The organism is Nocardiopsis sp. FR4 (assembly GCF_009830945.1).
Lineage (GTDB): Bacteria > Actinomycetota > Actinomycetes > Streptosporangiales > Streptosporangiaceae > Nocardiopsis.
Genome location: NZ_VWVV01000012.1, coordinates 1 through 17,037, shown reverse-complemented (window position 1 = coordinate 17,037; position 17,037 = coordinate 1). Strand labels below are relative to the sequence as shown.

Here is a 17,037-nt window from a genome sequence, read left to right as displayed (position 1 = left end):
TCCGTGAACCCCTTGGGGCGCAAGAAGGCCACGGCGTCAGTGGTTGGGGTTGTACCTGTGCGCACAGGCGGCAGGGGAACGGGGCTGCGGACCTCGTTGTCCCGGCCCCGTCCGCTGACCAGGCTACTGCCTTTTGCCCCCGGGAACAGGACCAACACCGTTACAGGCAGGTTGCTTACCGTAAGAACCAGATTGCGGCGATACACACGGCGGGACCTACCCGTCGAACCGGTGGTTAACGTGTCCTCCCCGCGGCCCGTGTTCCCGTCAGCCCGCCGTCGCCTGGTGCACCGCCGCCATCACGGCGCGCGGGTCGGTCAGGTCGGGCAGGACGTGCACGGCCCCCGCCTCGCGCAGCTGGCCCTCGGTGGCGGGGCCGTTGAGCACCCCGACCGGTACCGCGCCGCCGATGACGGCCGCGCGCACGTCCGGGGCGGAGTCGGTGACGAACACCGTCTCCTGCTCGGTGTAGGGGCGCCCGCCCTCGCCCGCGGCGTGCAGCCGGATGGACTGGATCAGGCTGGACTTGGGGTAGTTGACCGACCCGTACCCGCCGATGGACAGGTCCAGGTGGGCGTCGAGCCCGAAGGCGGCGAGCTTGGCCACGGCGTTGGCGCGGGTGCTGCCGCTGACCACGGTCTGCACGGTGTCGGGCAGGGAGGCCACGGCGGCCAGCGAAGCCGCCGCCCCCGGCATGGCCCGGCCCTTGGAGAGCAGTTCGTCGGACCGGCGGGCGAAGGACTCCTCCAGGGTGGAGAGGAAGTCGGCCAGGGTGTCGTTGTCCGGTTCGACGTCCACGTAGTTGCGGGCGCAGAACTCGAAGAACATCTCCGAGTCGGTGCGCCCGGCCGCCGAGGTCAGGTAGACCAGCGGCTCACCGGTGACCTTCTCGAAGGCCTCGGCGTAGGCGGCCCTCATCACCTTCCCCACGTCGAGGAGGGTGAGGTCGATGTTCCATAGCACCAGGCGGCTGATGGCGAACTCCTCGAAAGACGGACCGGTCGGGGACGACTCCATCTTGCCGTATCAGCGGATACGGGAGGAAACCTCCGTCCGGGACCGGCCAGCGGCCCCGGACGGACGGTGGTCGGGATCCCGCGGCCAGCCGGGTGAGGCGAGGGAGCCCTGAGGGTCCGGAGCCGGGTTACGGACGGCGTCGACGACCGGCGCGTGCTGATCGGAGCAGTCCTCGTCCTCAACCTACAGCGCCTCGACCACGGCCGGAGCCGGCGCTGTGCCCGGCTCCGGCCGGGGAAGATCGAGCAAGGTGAAGGCCCCGTCGACGGCGGGGTGGGCTCCTGCTTCCCCAGGCGCCGCAAGGACCGTCACCTTGTGGTGCGCCGCCCGGCGGCACGGCCGCGCCCGGACCTCAGAGGGCGGTGAACAGGGCGAGGGGGTTGGACGAGTAGACCGCGACGAAGGACACGGCCACCAGGGCACCGAGCGCGACCGCCGCCAGGGCCGGGCGCACCCGCGGGAAGGCCCGCACGATCGCCCATGCCAGCAGACCGAGGCCGACGGCGACCGACCCCGCCCAGTACACGGCCGGGGTGGTGTCCGAGATGAAGGCGATCCCGTAGACGCCCTCCCCCACCAGGACTCCGCTCATCGCCCCGACACCCGCGGGGGCGAGCCGGGAGCGGGCGCGCAGCGCACCGCCGCCCAGGCCCAGGAAGGGCCCCACCGTGACCGCCGCGACCAGCCAGAAGGCCGTGAAGACCAGGGACGCGTCATAGCCCCGGGCAAGGGAGGCGAGGTCGTACCCGAGCACCATCGCGGACAGGGAGAGCACCCCCGCCAGTGCCGCGGTCCAGGGGCGGGGGCACAGCGCCGCCAGCAGGAAGGCCGCCAGACTCCAGGAACCGGCGGAGTTGGCCAGGGGCGCGAGGAGGCCGGGCAGCACCCCCTGGGCCACGGAGGTCAGCGCGCCGACGGCCAGCCCCGCCGCCGCGGCGACGCCCACGCCGGGCCAGGGGGCCAGCGCCCGGGTCCGCGTATCCGTGGGTGCGCCGGTCACGGGTTCGTCCATGGTGCTTCACGCCTTCCTCGTCGGCCGCCCCGACCTCCGGGACGCGGTGTCCCCGGAGATAACGCGCCCCCGAGGGCCCCCGGTTCGGCACGGGAGCGCACGGCGGTGACGGGTTGGCCGGTGGTCCGCCGGAAGCGCCCTCCCCTCCCTGTGGGCGCCCGGCGTCAGGCGCCCGCCTCCCGGACGAGGTGGCGCAGCTCCTGCACGGCGAACCACATCAGCTCGTGCTCCTCGGCGGCGCCGGAGGCCCGGTCCCTGACCGCCTCCGCCACGTCCCCGGCGGCGGCGTCGTCGTCCACGTGCGCCGAGGCCAGCTTCTTGTAGGGGACGGCGCCGGTGACCCGCACCCGGACCACGCCCTCACCCGTGCGGCCCGCGCGTTCCACGACGTGGTCGGGCATGTTCGCGGCCAGCACGACCCTGCGGCGGGGTGCGTCGGGATCGGCGGCCAACAGGGTCAGGGACTCCTCCGCGGCGGTGTACATGGCCTCGTACTCGGCCTCCTCCGCGTCCTCGCCCGGCCCGGGGTCGGCCGCGAAGGCGGTCAGCGGGGCGCCCTCCAGCCGCCCCTCCTCCAGCAGGCGGGCCAGGGCGGGGATGGTGCTGGGCAGGAAGACGTACATGCGAGCGGCTCTCCGGAACGTGGTGCGAACACGTCAAGTGTGCCAAAGCCGGGCCGCTCGGCCGCCCCGGCGCCCCGGCGCGGGACCGGGGAGGGGCGGGCCGGGGCGGGTCAGGCCGCCCGCTGGTCGGGGGCCGGGGGCGCGCCGTCGCCGTCGGGGGTGAGGAACCGCTCCAATTCCAGCCGCGTGGTGTCCACGTCGGTGTGCAGGATGCCGGTCATCCCGAGCTCCTGGGCGGTGAGGACGTTGTGCTCCAGGTCGTCGATGAACACGCAGTGCTCGGGGCCCAGGCCGATCCGCTCGCAGGTGTGCAGGTAGATGTCCGGGTCGGGCTTGCGCATCCCCACCTCGCCCGAGATCACCACGGTGTCGAAGGTGGTGTCGAAGTGTTCGCGGGGGTAGCAGTTGCCCCAGGAGTTGGACAGCAGGGCGGTGCTTGCCCCGCTCCGGCGGGCCTCGCGCAGCGCCTCGTACATGTCGTGTACGGGGTCGAACCGGCAGAACATGCGGTCGATCAGGCCGTCGGCCACCACCGGGCCGCCGTGGGTGGAGCGCAGCATGGCCGCCAGCTCGCGCTCGAACTCGCATCGGTCGATCTCACCGCGCTCCAGGGCGTGCACGAGGTTCTCGCCCTGGCAGCTGTCCTCGAAGTAGGGCCGCATGACCTCGCGGTAGTGGTCGACGTCGATGCGGTCGTCCTCCAGCCAGGCCAGGATGCCGTCGACCAGCGGCGGCGTGAGCACACCGCCCCAGTCGCAGATGACTCCGCGCCGGTTCCCGTCGGCGGAGTACCCGCCGTTCGCGAAACGGCTGCCGTTCACTCCCGGGTTGCCGTCCATCCGATCCCCTCCTTGGTGTCGGTGGTCGCATGCGTCCGTTCGGACCGCCGCCCCGCCCCCGGTCGCCCGAGGGGTCGGGCGGGCAACGGTTCTTCCCGTTCCCCGCCCGTTTCAACCACCGCGACCAGCTCAGGGCCCCGCACGGGCCCCGGCACGGGTCAGTAGGACAGGCCGGTTCCGGCCTTCACACCGGCCCCGGGGATGTCCACCGGCAGCGTGCCGGAGGGGTTGACCTGACCGGCGATCGCCCGTGCGGCGGCCGTGCGGGAGACGTCCACGGAGGAGTAGACGGCCAGGAACGCCTCCACCTCGGGGAAGGCCTCCAGATCGTAGGGGCCGCCCTGGGCGACCACGACCACCGGCAGGCCCTGGGCGCGCGCGGACTCGACCATGCCGCGCTGTTCCTGGGAGTTCCGTGCGCCGTTGGTGCCCACGACGACGGCGTCGGCGGGCCCGTCCACCACGTTCACCCCGGCCTCGGTGAGCGCGGCGGTCAGCGTCTCGGCGCCCTCGCCCCGCACGTTCACGCTGCTTCCCTCGTCCAGGGGCAGCAGGTCCCCCTCGTTGCGGACCAGGGTCACCGAGGCGTCGGCCACGCGCTGGGCCGCCTCGGCGTGCCCGGGGTCGCCCAGGACCGCCGCGGCGCCCTGGACGTCCACGGGTTCGGCCTCCAGGACGCCGCGCCGCTCCTTGAGGGTCAGCACGCGCAGCACGGACTCGTCGAGGCGCTCCTCGGTCAGGCGGCCCTGCTCGACCGCCTCGCGGATCGCGGAGACCGCCGCGGCCGGATCCGGCGGCATGAGCAGCTGGTCCACGCCCGCCTCCAGGACGCGCACCGCGACCTCGCCGTCGGAGTGGCTCTGGCGCACGCCCTCCATGTTGAGGGCGTCGGTGGTGACCACGCCGTCGTAGCCCAGCTCGTCCCGCAGGATGCCGTCGATGAGCGCCGGGGAGATCGTGGCGGGTTCGGGGTCCTCGGTGCCCTCCAGCCCCGGCATGAGCACGTGCGCGGTCATGATGGCGTCCACGCCCGCGTCGACGGCGGCCCGGAACGGCGGCAGGTGCTCGGCCTCCCAGGTCCGGCGGTCCAGGTCGATGACGGGCAGCCCGGTGTGGCTGTCGACGTCGGTGTCGCCGTGGCCGGGGAAGTGCTTGGCCACCGAGGCCACGCCGCCCTCGGAGTAGGCGAGCGCCTCGGTGACGGCCATCTCCGCGACCAGGTCGGGATCGGACCCGAAGGAGCGGATGCCGATGACCGGGTTGTCCGGGTCGGTGTTGACGTCGGCGTCGGGCGCGTAGTTGAGGTTGATGCCGAGCGCGGTCAGCTCCTCGGCGGTGGTGGAGGCGCGCAGCGCGGCCAGGTCGGTGTCACGGGTGGCGCCGACGGCCATGGCGTCCGGGAAGCGGGTGCCCACGGGCAGGCGGACCACGATGCCCTGCTCCTGGTCGATGCCGAGGAAGAGCGGCACGCCCTGCCCCTGCTGTGCCGCCAGGTCCTGGAGCTCCGTCGACATGGTGGCGATCTGCTCGGCGTCGCCGAGGTTGGCGTCGAAGTAGATGAGGCCGCCGGGCCGGTAGGCCTCGATCTGGGCGGCGTTGTCGGCGGCCGAGGTGCCCTGGGCGGTCAGGACGAGGAGCTGGCCGATCTTGTCGTCCAGGTCCATCTCGGCGAGCAGCCGCGGCGCGAGCACGGGCTCGAAGGGCTCGGCGCTGGCCGACGGCTGGGGTTCGCGGTCCTCCTGCGAGGAACCCACCTCCTCGTTGGTGCATCCGGTGGCGATCAGCGCGAGCCCGGCGCAGGCCGGGGCCAGGGCACGCGGAACGGACAGTCTCATGTGGGACTTCATCTCTGGCGGGTGATCGTGGGTTCGCCGCCGGAGGATACCGTTTCCGGCAGGTCAGGGGACCCGTAACCGCCGATGCGACCCGGGGAATCCGTTCACGTGCCCCGCTCCGGTCCCGGTGCGCGCGCCGTCCGCGCCCGTCCGGGGGGCGCGGGCCCGCGCCCCCGGTCAGGCCCAGGTGAAGAGGGGGTCACCGTGTTCCACCGCTCCGTCGGCGGCGTCGCTGAGAGCGTCGGCGGAGGCGTCCAGCGCGACCACGGGGACGACGGACGGCCTGCCCTGGGCGGCCACGGTGCCCGGCGACCAGCGGACCACGGGGGCGCCCGCCTCCAGCTCGTCGCCCTCGGCGGCCAGGAGGGTGAACCCCTCCCCCGCCAGCTGGACGGTGTCGATGCCCAGGTGGACCAGGACGCCCCGGCGGTGGTCGGGCGCCATTACCACGAAGGCGTGGGGGTGCAGCTTGACGAGGGTTCCGGCGATGGGGGACACGGCGTCCTGGACGCCCTCCTGCCCGCCCTCCTGGCCGGGTTCGGGATGGACGGCGACCCCGGGGCCGACCATGGACTGGGAGAACACCGGGTCGGGCACGGTGTCGAGGGGAAGCGCCGTTCCGGACACGGGGGAGAGCACGCGCAGTGGGCTGGTTGCGTCTGACATGGGGGGAGGTCTTCCCGTTCGTCGGAGCTTCATCCGTCCAGTTCAGGACCGAAAACCTGTTGTGTGCACCGGACCTTGCCGGGGGCGGCCGGAGCGCGTGGGTCGACCGCTCCTGACCGCCCCCGCGGCCCGGTACCGCCGCCCCGGGCCGCGGGGGCGGCGGTGTCAGCCGCAGTTGCCGTACTCGGTCCGGCCGGCGTAGCCGTCCTGGCCGTTGAGCCCCTCGATGCCGCCCTGGTAGGCGACGCACACCCCCCGGGTCGACGCCGACTTGGCCGCGTAGTGGGCGTAATCCCCCTCGTCGTAGCGCGTCTCGTAACCGCCGCTCGCGGTCCTGATGTAGAGCCTGGCCCAGGTCCAGGTCTGCGTGCCGTGGGAGGGGCCGGTCTTGAGGGTCACGACGCAGTTCTGGCCGTAGGTGCCGTTCCACAGCAGATAGACGGTTCCCTGCCGCCCCTCCTCGACGACCGAGATCGTGGAGGAGTGCAGGATCGTGTAGGCGCCGTTGGACCAGCCGCACCCGGTCGAGGAGGTGACGGCCGACCCGAGCGTGTGCGCGGAGGCGGGGGAGGCGGTCGCGCACACCACGGCCAGCAGGACGGCCAGGGCGGTGGCGGAGCGTTTGAGTGCGTGTACCAAGACGGTTCCCTTGGGTGAGGAGGAAGGACGGTGTGCCGGGGCGCGCCCGGCAGCCGTTCCGTGTCGTGGGCATGCTGCCCGAGCGCCCTTTCCCGCACCTTTCCCCGTGCTTGCACCGCTGTGGCACCGCCCGCCCGACCTGCGCACACGCGCTCCGGCCCGACGGGCGCCCGCGCGAGGAGCGCCCTAGTCGATCAGGTCCCGGATGTCGTCGGTGAGGGCGTCGGCCTCGGGGCCGACCACCACCTGGACGACGTTGCCCGAGACCAGGACCCCGTGGGCGCCCGACGCCTTGAGGGCCTTCTCGTCCACCAGTCCGGGATCGCCCACCTCGGTGCGCAGGCGGGTGATGCAGGCCTCGATGTCCTCGATGTTGTCCGCACCGCCCAGTCCGGCGACGATCGCCGCTGCCTTGTCCGACATGTGTCCTCCGTGATCTGCCGTGGAAACGGGGGGTTCCCCGGGGCTTGGGGTGAGCTTAGGGCTGTGACGGCGCGTGCACCAGGGAGAGCGGTCGAACGGGGTGTTGGCGCCGCCCCGCCTCAGACGGTCTGCGTGACCTTGTTCAGACCGCGCGGCACGTCCGGGTTGTAGCCCAGGCGGCGGGCCAGGCGCTCGGTGAGCAGCTGCGCGGGGACGATGAGGTTCATCGGCGCCACCCACTCGGGAACCTCCGGCACGGGGACCGACAGGTCGCTGGCCCCGGCCAGGGCCGCGCCGCCGCCGAAGCCGAAGACCGGAGCCCCGGCGGAGCGCGCGCGCTCGGCGAGGGCGACGGTGCCGGTCAGGGTCGGACCGCTGGGAGCCGCCACCAGCAGGGCGGGGGTGCGCGGGTCCACCACGGCGATGGGACCGTGCAGCAGGTCCGCGTAGGACAGGCCCATGGCGTGCAGGTAGCAGGCCTCCTTGAGCTTGAGGGCGGCCTCCAGGGCGGTCGAGAAGGCCATGCCGCGCCCGGAGATGACCGCGCCCTGCACGGCGACCATCCGCTCGACGATCTCCTCCAGGGCGTCGGCGGGGGCCGCGAGGGTCTCCTCGATGCCCTCGGCCACCCGGCCCAGGTCGCCGGGGTCCAGGGCGGCCCCCAGACCCAGGGCCAGGACCGCGAGGGCGGCCAGCTGCGTGTTGTAGGTCTTGGTGGCGGGCACCGCGACCTCGTTCCCGGCCCGGGTGACCAGGGCGACGTCCGCCTCCAGGGCCAGCGGGGACCCCGCGCCGTTGGTGACGCCGACGGTGCGCGCGCCGCAGTCGGCGGCCCAGCGCATGGTCTCGACGATCTCCTCGGTCTCACCCGACTGGGAGATGGCCACGGCCAGCACGTCGGACAGGTCGATCCTGGCCCCGTAGGCGGTGGCGATGGAGGGGGAGCCGAGGGTGGCCAGGCGGCCGGTGTGGGCCTGCAGGAGGTAGCTGCCGTAGACGGCCGCGTTGTCGGAGGAGCCGCGCGCGATGAACAGCACGTGCCGGGTGGAGCGGCCCAGGGCCTCGATCTCGGGGCGCAGCGGGAGCAGCTCGGCGAAGGTGCGGCGCAGCGCCTCGGGCTGCTCGGCGATCTCGGAGCGCATCACGCTCGTCGTGGTGGTCATGGAGGGCCTTCCCCTGTGTGTGGCGGGCGGTGGGCGGCGGGCGGAGGGGTCGGAGGCGGAGGCCGCGAACCGCCTGCGCCTGGGTGGATTGACACACGAACGGAGGTGTGGTCTAGTCCGGACTATACCAGTCATGTCCAGCTTGCTCCGGTCCTGGGGCAGGGCCGGCGGCTCCCCGGGGCGCTCCCGTCGCGCTAGGGTCTGACGCCGACTCCACCCGCCGATCCAGAAGGCACCCGACCCATGTCGATCGACCCCAGCAACCCGCTACCCAAGTACAGCCAACTACGCGACCTGCTCCTGGACTGGATCACCGAGGCGGGGCTGGGTGTGGACGACATGATCCCCTCCGAGCGCGAGCTCAGCGCCACCTACGGCCTCTCGCGGATGACCGTCCGGCAGACCATCGACCTGATGGTGGCGGAGGGGCGGCTGTACCGGGTCCCCGGCAAGGGGACCTTCATCGCCCGGCCCAAGATCGAGATGTCCCTGGTCCTGGCCTCCTTCAGCGAGGACATGCGCGCCCGCGGCTTCGAGCCCGGGGCGCGCGAGCTGATCCGCCAGGTCATCCCGGCGAGCGGGCACACCGCGCGCATGCTCGACATCGCGCCGGGCACCCTGGTGCACCACATCGAGCGGATGCGTACCGCCGACGACGAGCCCATGGCGGTGGAGAGGTCCAACATCCCCGCCGCGATGGTCCCGGGCCTGGAGGACTTCGACCTCGCCGAACGCTCCCTCTACGAGGTTCTGGAAAACGAGTTCGACATCCTGTTGGATTCCGGGGAACAGACCATCGAGGCCGGGATCTGCGACTCGGCCGACTCCCGGCTCCTTGGCCTGCCCGCCGGAAGCCCGGTGCTGGTGATGCAGCGCCGCAGCTTCGCCAAGGGACAGTGCGTGGAACTCGCGCTGTCCACCTACCGCGCCGACCGCTACCAGCTGCATTCCCGGCTGGACCCCCGGCGGCACGGCGACTGACGCCCCGCGCCCACCAGGCGCGTGTCCGAGGGAGGAACCCCCACCATGAGTTCGGACCAGACCCCCGCCCCGTCCGCCCCGCCGCCGTCGGGCGGCGGCACCGCCACCGAGGGGAAGCCGGAGCGGAGAAAGCGCTCCTCCTCCGTGTTCGCCGTCCTGCAACGGCTGGGCCGCAGCCTGATGATGCCGATCGCGGTGCTGCCCGCCGCGGCGATCCTGCTCCGCCTGGGGCAGGACGACCTGCTCGGCGCCGACGGCCTGGCCGGACTCCCCGGCATGGGGTGGATGCAGCCCGTCGCGGGCGCCGTGGGAACGGCGGGCGAAGCGGTCTTCGAGGCCCTGCCCCTGCTCTTCGCGGTCGGCGTGGCCCTGGGCTTCGCCAAGCGCTCCGACGGGTCGACCGCGCTGGCCGCGGTGGTCGGCTACGTGGTCTTCAACCGGGTGGCGACCTGGACCATGGTGGCCTTCGACGGTCCCACGGGCGACCTCGGCTCGCGGTTGACCACCTATCCCCTGCCGGTCGACCCGGTGACCCGGGAGCCCCTGACCGACCCCGAGGCCGTCAACGCGGTCATGCCGATGATCAACCACGCGGTGAAGAACCCGACCGACGTGCTCGGCGGTATCGCGGTGGGCCTGGTGGCGGCCCTGCTGTGGCAGCGCTACCACCGGATCAAGCTGCCGTCCTGGCTGGGCTTCTTCGGGGGACGCCGGTTCGTGCCGATCGTGACGGCGCTGGCGGGCCTGCTGATGGGCGTGGCGCTGGGCCTGGTGTGGCCGGTCGTGGGCGGCTGGATCCAGAGCATGGGCGAGGGCATCATCGGCGCCGGGGCGCTGGGCGCGGGCCTGTACGGGGTGATCAACCGCCTGCTGCTGCCGATGGGCCTGCACCACGTGGTGAACTCGTTCATCTGGTTCGTGTCGGGCACCTACACCGCCCCCGACGGCACCGTGACGCACGGCGAGATCACCCGCTACTTCGCCGGCGACCCGGACGCGGGCGGACTGCTGTCCGGGTTCTTCCCGGTGCTGATGTTCGGCCTGCCCGGCGCGGCACTGGCGATGTGGCTGGCCGCGCCCAAGGAGCGGAGGACGCAGATCGGGTCGATCATGATCCCGGCGGCGCTGACCGCGTTCGCGACGGGCATCACCGAGCCCGTGGAGTTCGCGTTCATCTTCGTGGCCCCGGTGCTGTTCGCGGTGCACGTGGTGCTGACCGGGATCTCCATGGCGGTCCTGAACGCACTGGACGCCCACCTGGGCTTCGGCTTCTCCGCCGGACTCATCGACCTGCTGCTCAACGCGACCAAGGACAACACGACCGGGCTCGGACTGATCCTGTTGCTCGGACTCGTGTACTTCGGTCTCTACTTCGGGATCTTCTACGTGCTCATCACCCGGTTCGACCTGCCCACCCCGGGGCGGGAGCTGGATCCGGACGAGCCGGGCGAGCCCGCGCGCACCGCGACCGGTGGGAAACCGGACCCGGAGGCCGGGGGCCGGGCGGACCGCGGGCCCGGGGAGGGCTCCTCCGGCTGACCCTCCGTCCCCGCTCCGGGCCCGGAGGGGCCCGGCGGCGCGGGGTCCCGCCCGACGGGTGCGGCGGGCCCCGCGCCGCGGCGGCGGACGCGGCGCGGACGGGTGCCGAACCGTCTGTGTTTGGGACAGCTCACACCAGGGCATCCGGAGGTTTTGGGGCAGGTTCACCGTTCCGTGTGGGGTGAGCGATGTTCAGGAAGGACGTGGCGGAGGGCATCCACTGCGTGAGGGACGGATACGTCAACTGGTTCATCGTCGAGGACGGTCGGCAGTTGACGGTCGTCGACGCCGGGGTGGCCGGCTCGTGGGGCTCCCTGAAGCGAGCCACGCGTCTGCTCGGACGGCGCCCCGAGGACATCCGCGCCCTGGTGCTGACGCACGGGCACTTCGACCATCTGGGGTTCGCCGAGCAGCTCCGCTCACGTCTGGGCGTCCCCGTCCACATCCACGAGAACGACGTCCCGCTCACACGGCACCCCCGCCAGTACGGGCACGCACGTGCGCGCACCCCCTACCTCCTGACGCAGCCGAAGGCCCTGCCCGCGGTCACGTCGTTCCTGTGGCGACGGGCGTGGTGGCCCACACCGGTCAGGGAGGTGCACCGCTTCCAGGGCGGCGAGCTACCGGTGCCCGGGGCGCCGAGGGCCGTCCCGACACCGGGCCACACCCTCGGCCACTGCGTGCTGCACTTCCCGGACCGCGGGGCGGTCATCGCCGGTGACGCCGTGGTGACCTTCGATCCGTACCGCGGCACGTACGGCCCGCAGATCGTGTCCGGAGCGGCGACGGTGGACGAGGAGCGCGCGCTGACCTCCCTGGACGCGATCGCGGGGACCGGAGCGCGGACCGTGCTCGTCGGGCACGGCGACCCGTGGGAGGACGGCGCGGAGGCGCTGGCCGCCCTCGCCCTCCGCAACGGCCCCTCCTAGCGCCGCGCAGGGCGCCGTAGCGGAGTTCCGGGTACTCCCGTGTCTCGTCGCCGGGTTCGTGGACACCGGAGGACCAAGGAACGGGGCAGGGGCCGTCGTGCAGTTCGTCAGGGCGCAGGAGCCGCCCCAGGGCCTCCTGCGGGCCCCGGGGGCGGTCGGTGAGCACACCCGCCCTCACCTCGAACACGCGTCGCTCTCCCGGCCGCCTTCCCGGATGTTCCTTGCGCCACTGGTACGGGAGCTCGTCGTAGAACTCGTCGACGCTCATGCTCAACGGCTCCTCCCCCGAAGAGGTACCGGTGGGGTCCACCTCCTCTCCGGCCTCCGCCACGCTCGCCGGGCGGGCGCGAAGGCCCGAGGCCGCGAGCATGGCGTCGACCCCGCGCACGATCCGGTCCGCCTCCGCCGGCTCGGCGAAGACGCCCAGCCGGAGTTCGTACAGATCCCTGTCGGACACAGCGCCCCCCGGTCCCGGTCCGGTTCGGCCCGGGAACAGGGAACCGCCGTTCGCGGGTCGCCCCCGCGGCCTCGGCTCCGAACCCGGAAGGAGTGAGTCCACCGACGAGGGAGGAGAGACGATGACGGACGGAACACCCGGGTGGCGGCGTTCCGGGCCGCTGTGGGCGGCGGCGGGGCTGGCCCTGCTGCTGGCGGCCGCGGGCCTGTGGGCCTTCCAGCCCTGGCGGTTGTTCACGACCCGCGCGGTGGAGGAGGCGCTTCCTCGGGCCGCGCCCCCGGCCGCGGAGCGGGAGGCGGATCCGGCCGCCGGGGAGGAGCGGCCGGAGGACGGGGAGTCCGCTCCGGACGAACCCGTGGTGCTGGGCGAGGGCGGGTTCCTCACCCAGGAGCACGCGACCTCGGGCACGGCCACGGTGCTGGAGCTGGCCGACGGATCGCGCTACGTGCGCCTGACGGACCTGGCCACCAGCGACGGTCCCGACCTGCACGTGTGGATCACCGACCAGGAGGCGGGCGGCGACTGGTCCAAGTACCGCGACGGGCGCTACGTGGCGCTCGGTCCGCTCAAGGGCAACGAGGGCGACGCCAACTACGAGATCCCGGCCGACGCCGAACTCGACGGGATGGCCAGCGTGGTGATCTGGTGCGACCGCTTCTCGGTGGCCTTCGGCTCGGCGCCCGTGGAGCTCTGAGCCCTTCCCCGGGTCACCCGGGAACGACGGCGGGCGCGGCCCTCGGGCCGCGCCCACGCGCGTGTTCTCGGCTACCGGTGCCCGGCCGGCGGAGCGGCCGGGCGCCTCGGGCTACCTGCCCGCCGGGTCACCGTGGCACTTCTTGAACTTCTTGCCGGAGCCGCACGGGCAGGGCGCGTTGCGCGGCGTCCCGGCGTACTCGTCGTTCGCCTCGCTGTGCCGTTCGACGGAGCCGTCCTCGCTGGGCGCGGAGTACTGGAGCCTGTTCGGCTGCCCCTCGCCGAAACCGGGGACGACCACGTCCTCGGCGGGCTCGGCCTCGTCGGCGGGCGGGGCGGCGTCCTCGGCCTCCTCGTCCTCCTCCACCGCGGTGGCCACGGCCGTGGCGCTGGCGCCCCCGCCGACGGTGGCGGCGGTCTGCGCGGCGGAGGCGGAGGTGAGCGCGGGCTCCTCCTTCTTGCGGACCTGCACCTCGACGTTGAAGAGGTAGCCGACCGACTCCTCCTTGATGGCCTCCAGCATCTGCTGGAACATGTCGAAGCCCTCGCGCTGGAACTCGATCAGCGGGTTGCGCTGGGCCATGGCGCGCAGGCCGATGCCCTCCTGGAGGTAGTCCATCTCGTAGAGGTGCTCACGCCACTTGCGGTCCATGACCTGCAGGATGACCCGGCGCTCGACCTCGCGCATGGCCTCCTCGCCCAGCTCCGCCTCGCGGGCCTCGTAGGCGGTCTTGGCGTCCTCCACGACGGCGTCGGCGATCGTCTCCGGCGTCAGCGTGTGCAGGTCGCCGTTCTCCTCGATGAACTCGTCGACCGTGAAGCTGATCGGGTAGACCTGCTTGAAGGCCCGCCAGAGCTTGTCGAGGTCCCAGTCGCTGGGGTCGCCGTTGGCGGTCTCCTCCACGACGTAGCCGCGCAGGACCTCGTCCAGCATGCTGAGGACCTGGTCGCGCAGGTCCTGGCCCTCCAGGACCTTGCGGCGCTCGGCGTAGATGACCTTGCGCTGGCGGTTGAGGACCTCGTCGTACTTGAGGACGTTCTTGCGGATCTCGAAGTTCTGGGTCTCGACCTGGGCCTGCGCGGAGGCGATCGCCTTGCTGACCATGCCGGACTCGATGGGCTGGTCGTCCGGGATGTTCAGCTGGTTCATGAACACCTCCAGACGGCTGCTGTTGAACAGGCGCAGCAGGTCGTCCTGGAGGGACAGGTAGAAGCGGGAGATACCGGGGTCGCCCTGGCGACCGGAACGGCCGCGCAGCTGGTTGTCGATGCGCCGCGACTCGTGCCGCTCGGTGCCCAGCACGTACAGGCCGCCCGCCTCGACGACCTTCTGGTGCTCGGCCTCGTACTCGGCCTTGGCCTTCTCCAGCGCCTCGGGCCAGGCGGCCTCGTACTCCTCCGGGGTCTCCAGCGGGCTCAGGCCGCGGGCCTGGAGCTCCTCGTCGGCGAGGAAGTCGGGGTTGCCGCCCAGCATGATGTCGGTACCGCGACCGGCCATGTTGGTGGCGACGGTGACCGCGCCGAGCTTGCCCGCGCGGGCGATGATGGCGGCCTCACGCGCGTGGTTCTTGGCGTTGAGGACCTCGTGCGGGACGCCCTCGCGCTTGAGCATCCGCGACAGCAGCTCGGACTTCTCGACGCTGGTGGTACCGACCAGGACGGGCTGACCGGCCTCGTGCCGCTCGGCGATGTCCTCGGCGACCGCCTGGAACTTGGCGTCCTCGTGCTTGTAGACGACGTCCTTGACGTCCTGGCGGATCATCGGCTTGTTGGTGGGGATGGGCACCACGCCGACGTTGTAGGTCTGGGAGAACTCCGCCGCCTCGGTCTGGGCGGTACCGGTCATGCCGGCGAGCTTCTCGTAGAGGCGGAAGTAGTTCTGGAGCGTGATCTTGGCGAGGGTCTGGTTCTCGTCCTTGATCTTGACGCGCTCCTTGGCCTCGATGGCCTGGTGCATGCCCTCGTTGTAGCGCCGCCCGGCCAGGACGCGACCGGTGAACTCGTCGACGATGAGGACCTCACCGTCCTTGACGATGTACTCCTTGTCGCGCTTGTAGAGCTCCTTGGCCTTGAGCGAGTTGTTGAGGAAGCTGATCAGGGGCGTGTTGACGGCCTCGTAGAGGTTGTCGATGCCCAGCCAGTCCTCGACCTTGGCCACACCGGACTCGGTGATGCCGACGGTGCGCTTCTTCTCGTCGACCTCGTAGTCCTCGTCGCGCTTCAGGCGCGGGGCGATCTTGGCGAACTCGGCGTACCAGCGGGAGTTCTGCTCCGAGGGGCCGCTGATGATCAGCGGGGTACGGGCCTCGTCGATGAGGATGGAGTCGACCTCGTCGACCAGGGCGAAGTAGTGCCCGCGCTGGACGGTGTCCTTGAGCGAGAGCGCCATGTTGTCGCGCAGGTAGTCGAAGCCGAACTCGTTGTTCGTACCGTAGGTGATGTCGGCCTGGTAGGCCTTGCGACGGTCGACCGCGGTCATCTGCGGGCTGATCACGTCGACCTCGAGGCCGAGGAAGTGGTAGATGCGGCCCATGTTCTGGGCGTCGCGCCGGGCCAGGTAGTCGTTGGTCGTGATGACGTGGACGCCCTTGCCCGCGAGGGCGTTGAGGTAGACCGCCAGGGTTCCGGTCAGGGTCTTACCCTCACCGGTCTTCATCTCGGCGATGTTGCCGAGGTGGAGCGCGGCGCCGCCCATGATCTGCACGTCGAAGTGGCGCTGGCCCAGGGTCCGCTTGGCGGCCTCGCGAACGGTCGCGAAGGCCTCCGGCAGCAGGTCGTCCAGGGACTCGCCCTCTTCGTAGCGTTCCTTGTACTCCCGGGTGAGGTCGCGCAACTCCTCGTCGGTGAGGTCGACGTAGTCGTCCTCAAGCGAGTTGACCTGGTCCTTCAGCTTGTTGAGCCGGCGCAGGATCTTTCCCTCACCCGCGCGCAGGAGCTTGTTGAGTATCCCTGGCACTTCCTATGCGCTCCTCGCAGATCGCGGTTGGCTCCACGCACGTGGAGATCAGATCTAGGCCCGCTGACCGCTTTCCCGTGGCCGCGGGGGACTGCGGGGGTTCCTGGGCCCTCGGGGCTACATCCTAGAGGACCGGAACCATACGCCCGCCCTCTGAGGCGAGGGGTCCGCCCGCACGTTTCCCCCTGGAAAACGAATAAAACCGACCGATATGTTCCCGCACGTCACTCTGCCTTGATGGGAAATACCAGCCGAAACCCGGCGAAGAACACCGCTGATGCGGACGGGAGCGGGCGCGGGAAACATTCCCGGAACGCTCACTCCGGGTGCCGGGACCCGGACCGGGCGCCACCGGATCCCGCGGGTCCGCGACCCCTTCCCCGGCCGCGCCCCGGAGGTGCTCCCCGAGGCGCCGCGACCGGGGCGGTCGGGCCTCGCGGGGACGGGCCGCCCGGCCGTTTCGCACCCGCGCTGATGCCTCCCTCCGTTCCTGGGTAGGCAGGTCGTAGGAGGTTCATACCGCGGCGGACGGCCGCGGTCCGTCGAACGCCAACGTGTTCCCGGGGGGATCACCATGCGAGCGAACAAGCGGAAGAGGGACCCCGAGACCGCTGAGGCCCCTGAAACTACTGGGGTTGAGGAGGCCACTGGGGCCCGTGAGGCAGAAGCAAAAACCAACCGGGGGCAGACGCCTCCTCCCCGCACCCCGGTCGAGGTCTTCGACGACATGATCGAGCGCAGGAAGCACCCGACTCCCGACCCCAACGACAAGGAGGATCCGGGGCTGGCCTGGGAACGGGAGCACCCCGACGGCGACAGTCGGTTCGGCCGCATCCGCGGGTTCCAGCGCCAGGGCGGCAGCGTCGCCCCCAGCAGCAGTCACCGGGGGCGCCCGAGCTCCTGGGTAGCGGTGCTCCTGGCCTGTGCGGGGTTCATCGCGGGCGGCGTCGGCATCGTCCTGGGGATGTCCGTTCCCCTGCTGGTGATCGGAGGGGTCCTGCTGGTCGCGGCGGTCACCGTGGCCCTGGCCTTCGACATGATGGGCGACGTCGTCCTGGACTCGCCCCGGGTGGAGTCGGAGGAGCCTCACGGGACCCCGCTGCACCGGATCAAGGAGACGGACAAGCAGCAGGACTGACCACCAGTGGCCCCAGACCGTGCCCTTCGACCCGGTGCGCTTCCTCCTCGACGTCCACCTGGGCACCCTGGCCCGCCGCCTGCGCCTGCTGGGCGTGGACACCGCCTACCACAACGACCGCGACGAC

The 17,037-nt window shown here is 71.9% G+C and carries 15 protein-coding genes and 1 pseudogene; 6 read left to right on the top strand and 10 right to left on the bottom strand.

What is annotated here, in order from left to right; genetic code table 11:
• Positions 1 to 267: 267 nt before the first annotated feature.
• The 9 genes from FYW95_RS13260 to FYW95_RS13220 form a co-directional block, all read right to left on the bottom strand.
• Entirely contained in the window at positions 268 to 1,017 is a 750-nt protein-coding gene (locus tag FYW95_RS13260; RefSeq protein ID WP_201294844.1) for an HAD family hydrolase, read from the bottom strand.
• 352 nt (positions 1,018 to 1,369) lie between these two features.
• Positions 1,370 to 2,029 carry a DUF6518 family protein gene (locus FYW95_RS13255; protein ID WP_159940630.1) on the bottom strand — a complete coding sequence of 220 codons (660 nt, stop codon included), beginning with the start codon at positions 2,027 to 2,029 and terminating at the stop codon, positions 1,370 to 1,372.
• Positions 2,030 to 2,193: 164 nt separating this feature from the next.
• Complete coding sequence (locus FYW95_RS13250; protein WP_159940628.1) at positions 2,194 to 2,652, bottom strand: DUF6912 family protein; 459 nt, start codon at positions 2,650 to 2,652, stop codon at positions 2,194 to 2,196.
• A gap of 110 nt (positions 2,653 to 2,762) precedes the next feature.
• Entirely contained in the window at positions 2,763 to 3,491 is a 729-nt protein-coding gene (locus FYW95_RS13245; protein WP_159940626.1) for an HAD family hydrolase, read from the bottom strand.
• 158 nt (positions 3,492 to 3,649) lie between these two features.
• Positions 3,650 to 5,326: a glycoside hydrolase family 3 protein gene (locus FYW95_RS13240; protein WP_159940624.1), complete on the bottom strand. Its 1,677-nt coding sequence runs from the start codon at positions 5,324 to 5,326 to the stop codon at positions 3,650 to 3,652.
• Between the two features lie 177 nt (positions 5,327 to 5,503).
• Positions 5,504 to 5,992: a PTS sugar transporter subunit IIA gene (locus tag FYW95_RS13235; protein ID WP_159940622.1), complete on the bottom strand. Its 489-nt coding sequence runs from the start codon at positions 5,990 to 5,992 to the stop codon at positions 5,504 to 5,506.
• Positions 5,993 to 6,157: 165 nt separating this feature from the next.
• Positions 6,158 to 6,631 (bottom strand): hypothetical protein, encoded by a 474-nt coding sequence (locus FYW95_RS13230; RefSeq protein ID WP_159940620.1) that lies wholly within the window; start codon positions 6,629 to 6,631, stop codon positions 6,158 to 6,160.
• A gap of 186 nt (positions 6,632 to 6,817) precedes the next feature.
• On the bottom strand, positions 6,818 to 7,177 hold the full coding sequence (locus FYW95_RS13225; RefSeq protein WP_305081018.1) for a PTS sugar transporter subunit IIB: 360 nt from the start codon (positions 7,175 to 7,177) through the stop codon (positions 6,818 to 6,820).
• Entirely contained in the window at positions 7,174 to 8,217 is a 1,044-nt protein-coding gene (locus FYW95_RS13220) for an SIS domain-containing protein (protein WP_160050373.1), read from the bottom strand. The genes FYW95_RS13225 and FYW95_RS13220 overlap by 4 nt, the downstream gene beginning before the upstream one ends.
• Before the next feature lie 243 nt (positions 8,218 to 8,460).
• Here FYW95_RS13220 and FYW95_RS13215 point away from each other — a divergent pair, with 243 nt between their 5' ends.
• The 4 genes from FYW95_RS13215 to FYW95_RS13200 all read left to right on the top strand — a co-directional run bounded on the left by FYW95_RS13215 (position 8,461) and on the right by FYW95_RS13200 (position 12,817).
• Positions 8,461 to 9,198 (top strand): GntR family transcriptional regulator, encoded by a 738-nt coding sequence (locus FYW95_RS13215; RefSeq protein ID WP_159940614.1) that lies wholly within the window; start codon positions 8,461 to 8,463, stop codon positions 9,196 to 9,198.
• A 45-nt stretch (positions 9,199 to 9,243) separates the two neighbouring features.
• A complete protein-coding gene (locus tag FYW95_RS13210) occupies positions 9,244 to 10,737 on the top strand; it encodes a PTS transporter subunit EIIC (RefSeq protein ID WP_159940612.1) in 1,494 nt (497 codons plus the stop codon).
• Between the two features lie 188 nt (positions 10,738 to 10,925).
• Positions 10,926 to 11,666 carry an MBL fold metallo-hydrolase gene (locus FYW95_RS13205; RefSeq protein WP_159940610.1) on the top strand — a complete coding sequence of 247 codons (741 nt, stop codon included), beginning with the start codon at positions 10,926 to 10,928 and terminating at the stop codon, positions 11,664 to 11,666.
• 578 nt (positions 11,667 to 12,244) lie between these two features.
• Complete coding sequence (locus tag FYW95_RS13200; protein ID WP_236567608.1) at positions 12,245 to 12,817, top strand: DM13 domain-containing protein; 573 nt, start codon at positions 12,245 to 12,247, stop codon at positions 12,815 to 12,817.
• 111 nt (positions 12,818 to 12,928) lie between these two features.
• Here FYW95_RS13200 and secA read toward each other — a convergent pair whose 3' ends face one another.
• Complete coding sequence (gene secA / locus FYW95_RS13195; RefSeq protein WP_159940608.1) at positions 12,929 to 15,772, bottom strand: preprotein translocase subunit SecA; 2,844 nt, start codon at positions 15,770 to 15,772, stop codon at positions 12,929 to 12,931.
• A gap of 574 nt (positions 15,773 to 16,346) precedes the next feature.
• Here secA and FYW95_RS13190 point away from each other — a divergent pair.
• Complete coding sequence (locus tag FYW95_RS13190; protein ID WP_370462347.1) at positions 16,347 to 16,910, top strand: hypothetical protein; 564 nt, start codon at positions 16,347 to 16,349, stop codon at positions 16,908 to 16,910.
• 4 nt (positions 16,911 to 16,914) lie between these two features.
• Positions 16,915 to 17,037 (top strand): annotated as a pseudogene (locus tag FYW95_RS13185) (Mut7-C RNAse domain-containing protein); the annotation flags it as partial.

What these genes read in the sequence shown, in the direction of transcription:
- FYW95_RS13260 (WP_201294844.1), bottom strand. Translation starts at nt 1,017, where the DNA reads ATGGAGTCGTCCCCGACCGGTCCGTCTTTCGAGGAGTTCGCCATCAGC.
- FYW95_RS13255 (WP_159940630.1), bottom strand. Translation starts at nt 2,029, where the DNA reads ATGGACGAACCCGTGACCGGCGCACCCACGGATACGCGGACCCGGGCG.
- FYW95_RS13250 (WP_159940628.1), bottom strand. Translation starts at nt 2,652, where the DNA reads ATGTACGTCTTCCTGCCCAGCACCATCCCCGCCCTGGCCCGCCTGCTG.
- FYW95_RS13245 (WP_159940626.1), bottom strand. Translation starts at nt 3,491, where the DNA reads ATGGACGGCAACCCGGGAGTGAACGGCAGCCGTTTCGCGAACGGCGGG.
- FYW95_RS13240 (WP_159940624.1), bottom strand. Translation starts at nt 5,326, where the DNA reads ATGAGACTGTCCGTTCCGCGTGCCCTGGCCCCGGCCTGCGCCGGGCTC.
- FYW95_RS13235 (WP_159940622.1), bottom strand. Translation starts at nt 5,992, where the DNA reads ATGTCAGACGCAACCAGCCCACTGCGCGTGCTCTCCCCCGTGTCCGGA.
- FYW95_RS13220 (WP_160050373.1), bottom strand. Translation starts at nt 8,217, where the DNA reads ATGACCACCACGACGAGCGTGATGCGCTCCGAGATCGCCGAGCAGCCC.
- FYW95_RS13215 (WP_159940614.1), top strand. Translation starts at nt 8,461, where the DNA reads ATGTCGATCGACCCCAGCAACCCGCTACCCAAGTACAGCCAACTACGC.
- FYW95_RS13210 (WP_159940612.1), top strand. Translation starts at nt 9,244, where the DNA reads ATGAGTTCGGACCAGACCCCCGCCCCGTCCGCCCCGCCGCCGTCGGGC.
- FYW95_RS13205 (WP_159940610.1), top strand. Translation starts at nt 10,926, where the DNA reads ATGTTCAGGAAGGACGTGGCGGAGGGCATCCACTGCGTGAGGGACGGA.
- FYW95_RS13200 (WP_236567608.1), top strand. Translation starts at nt 12,245, where the DNA reads ATGACGGACGGAACACCCGGGTGGCGGCGTTCCGGGCCGCTGTGGGCG.
- FYW95_RS13190 (WP_370462347.1), top strand. Translation starts at nt 16,347, where the DNA reads ATGCGAGCGAACAAGCGGAAGAGGGACCCCGAGACCGCTGAGGCCCCT.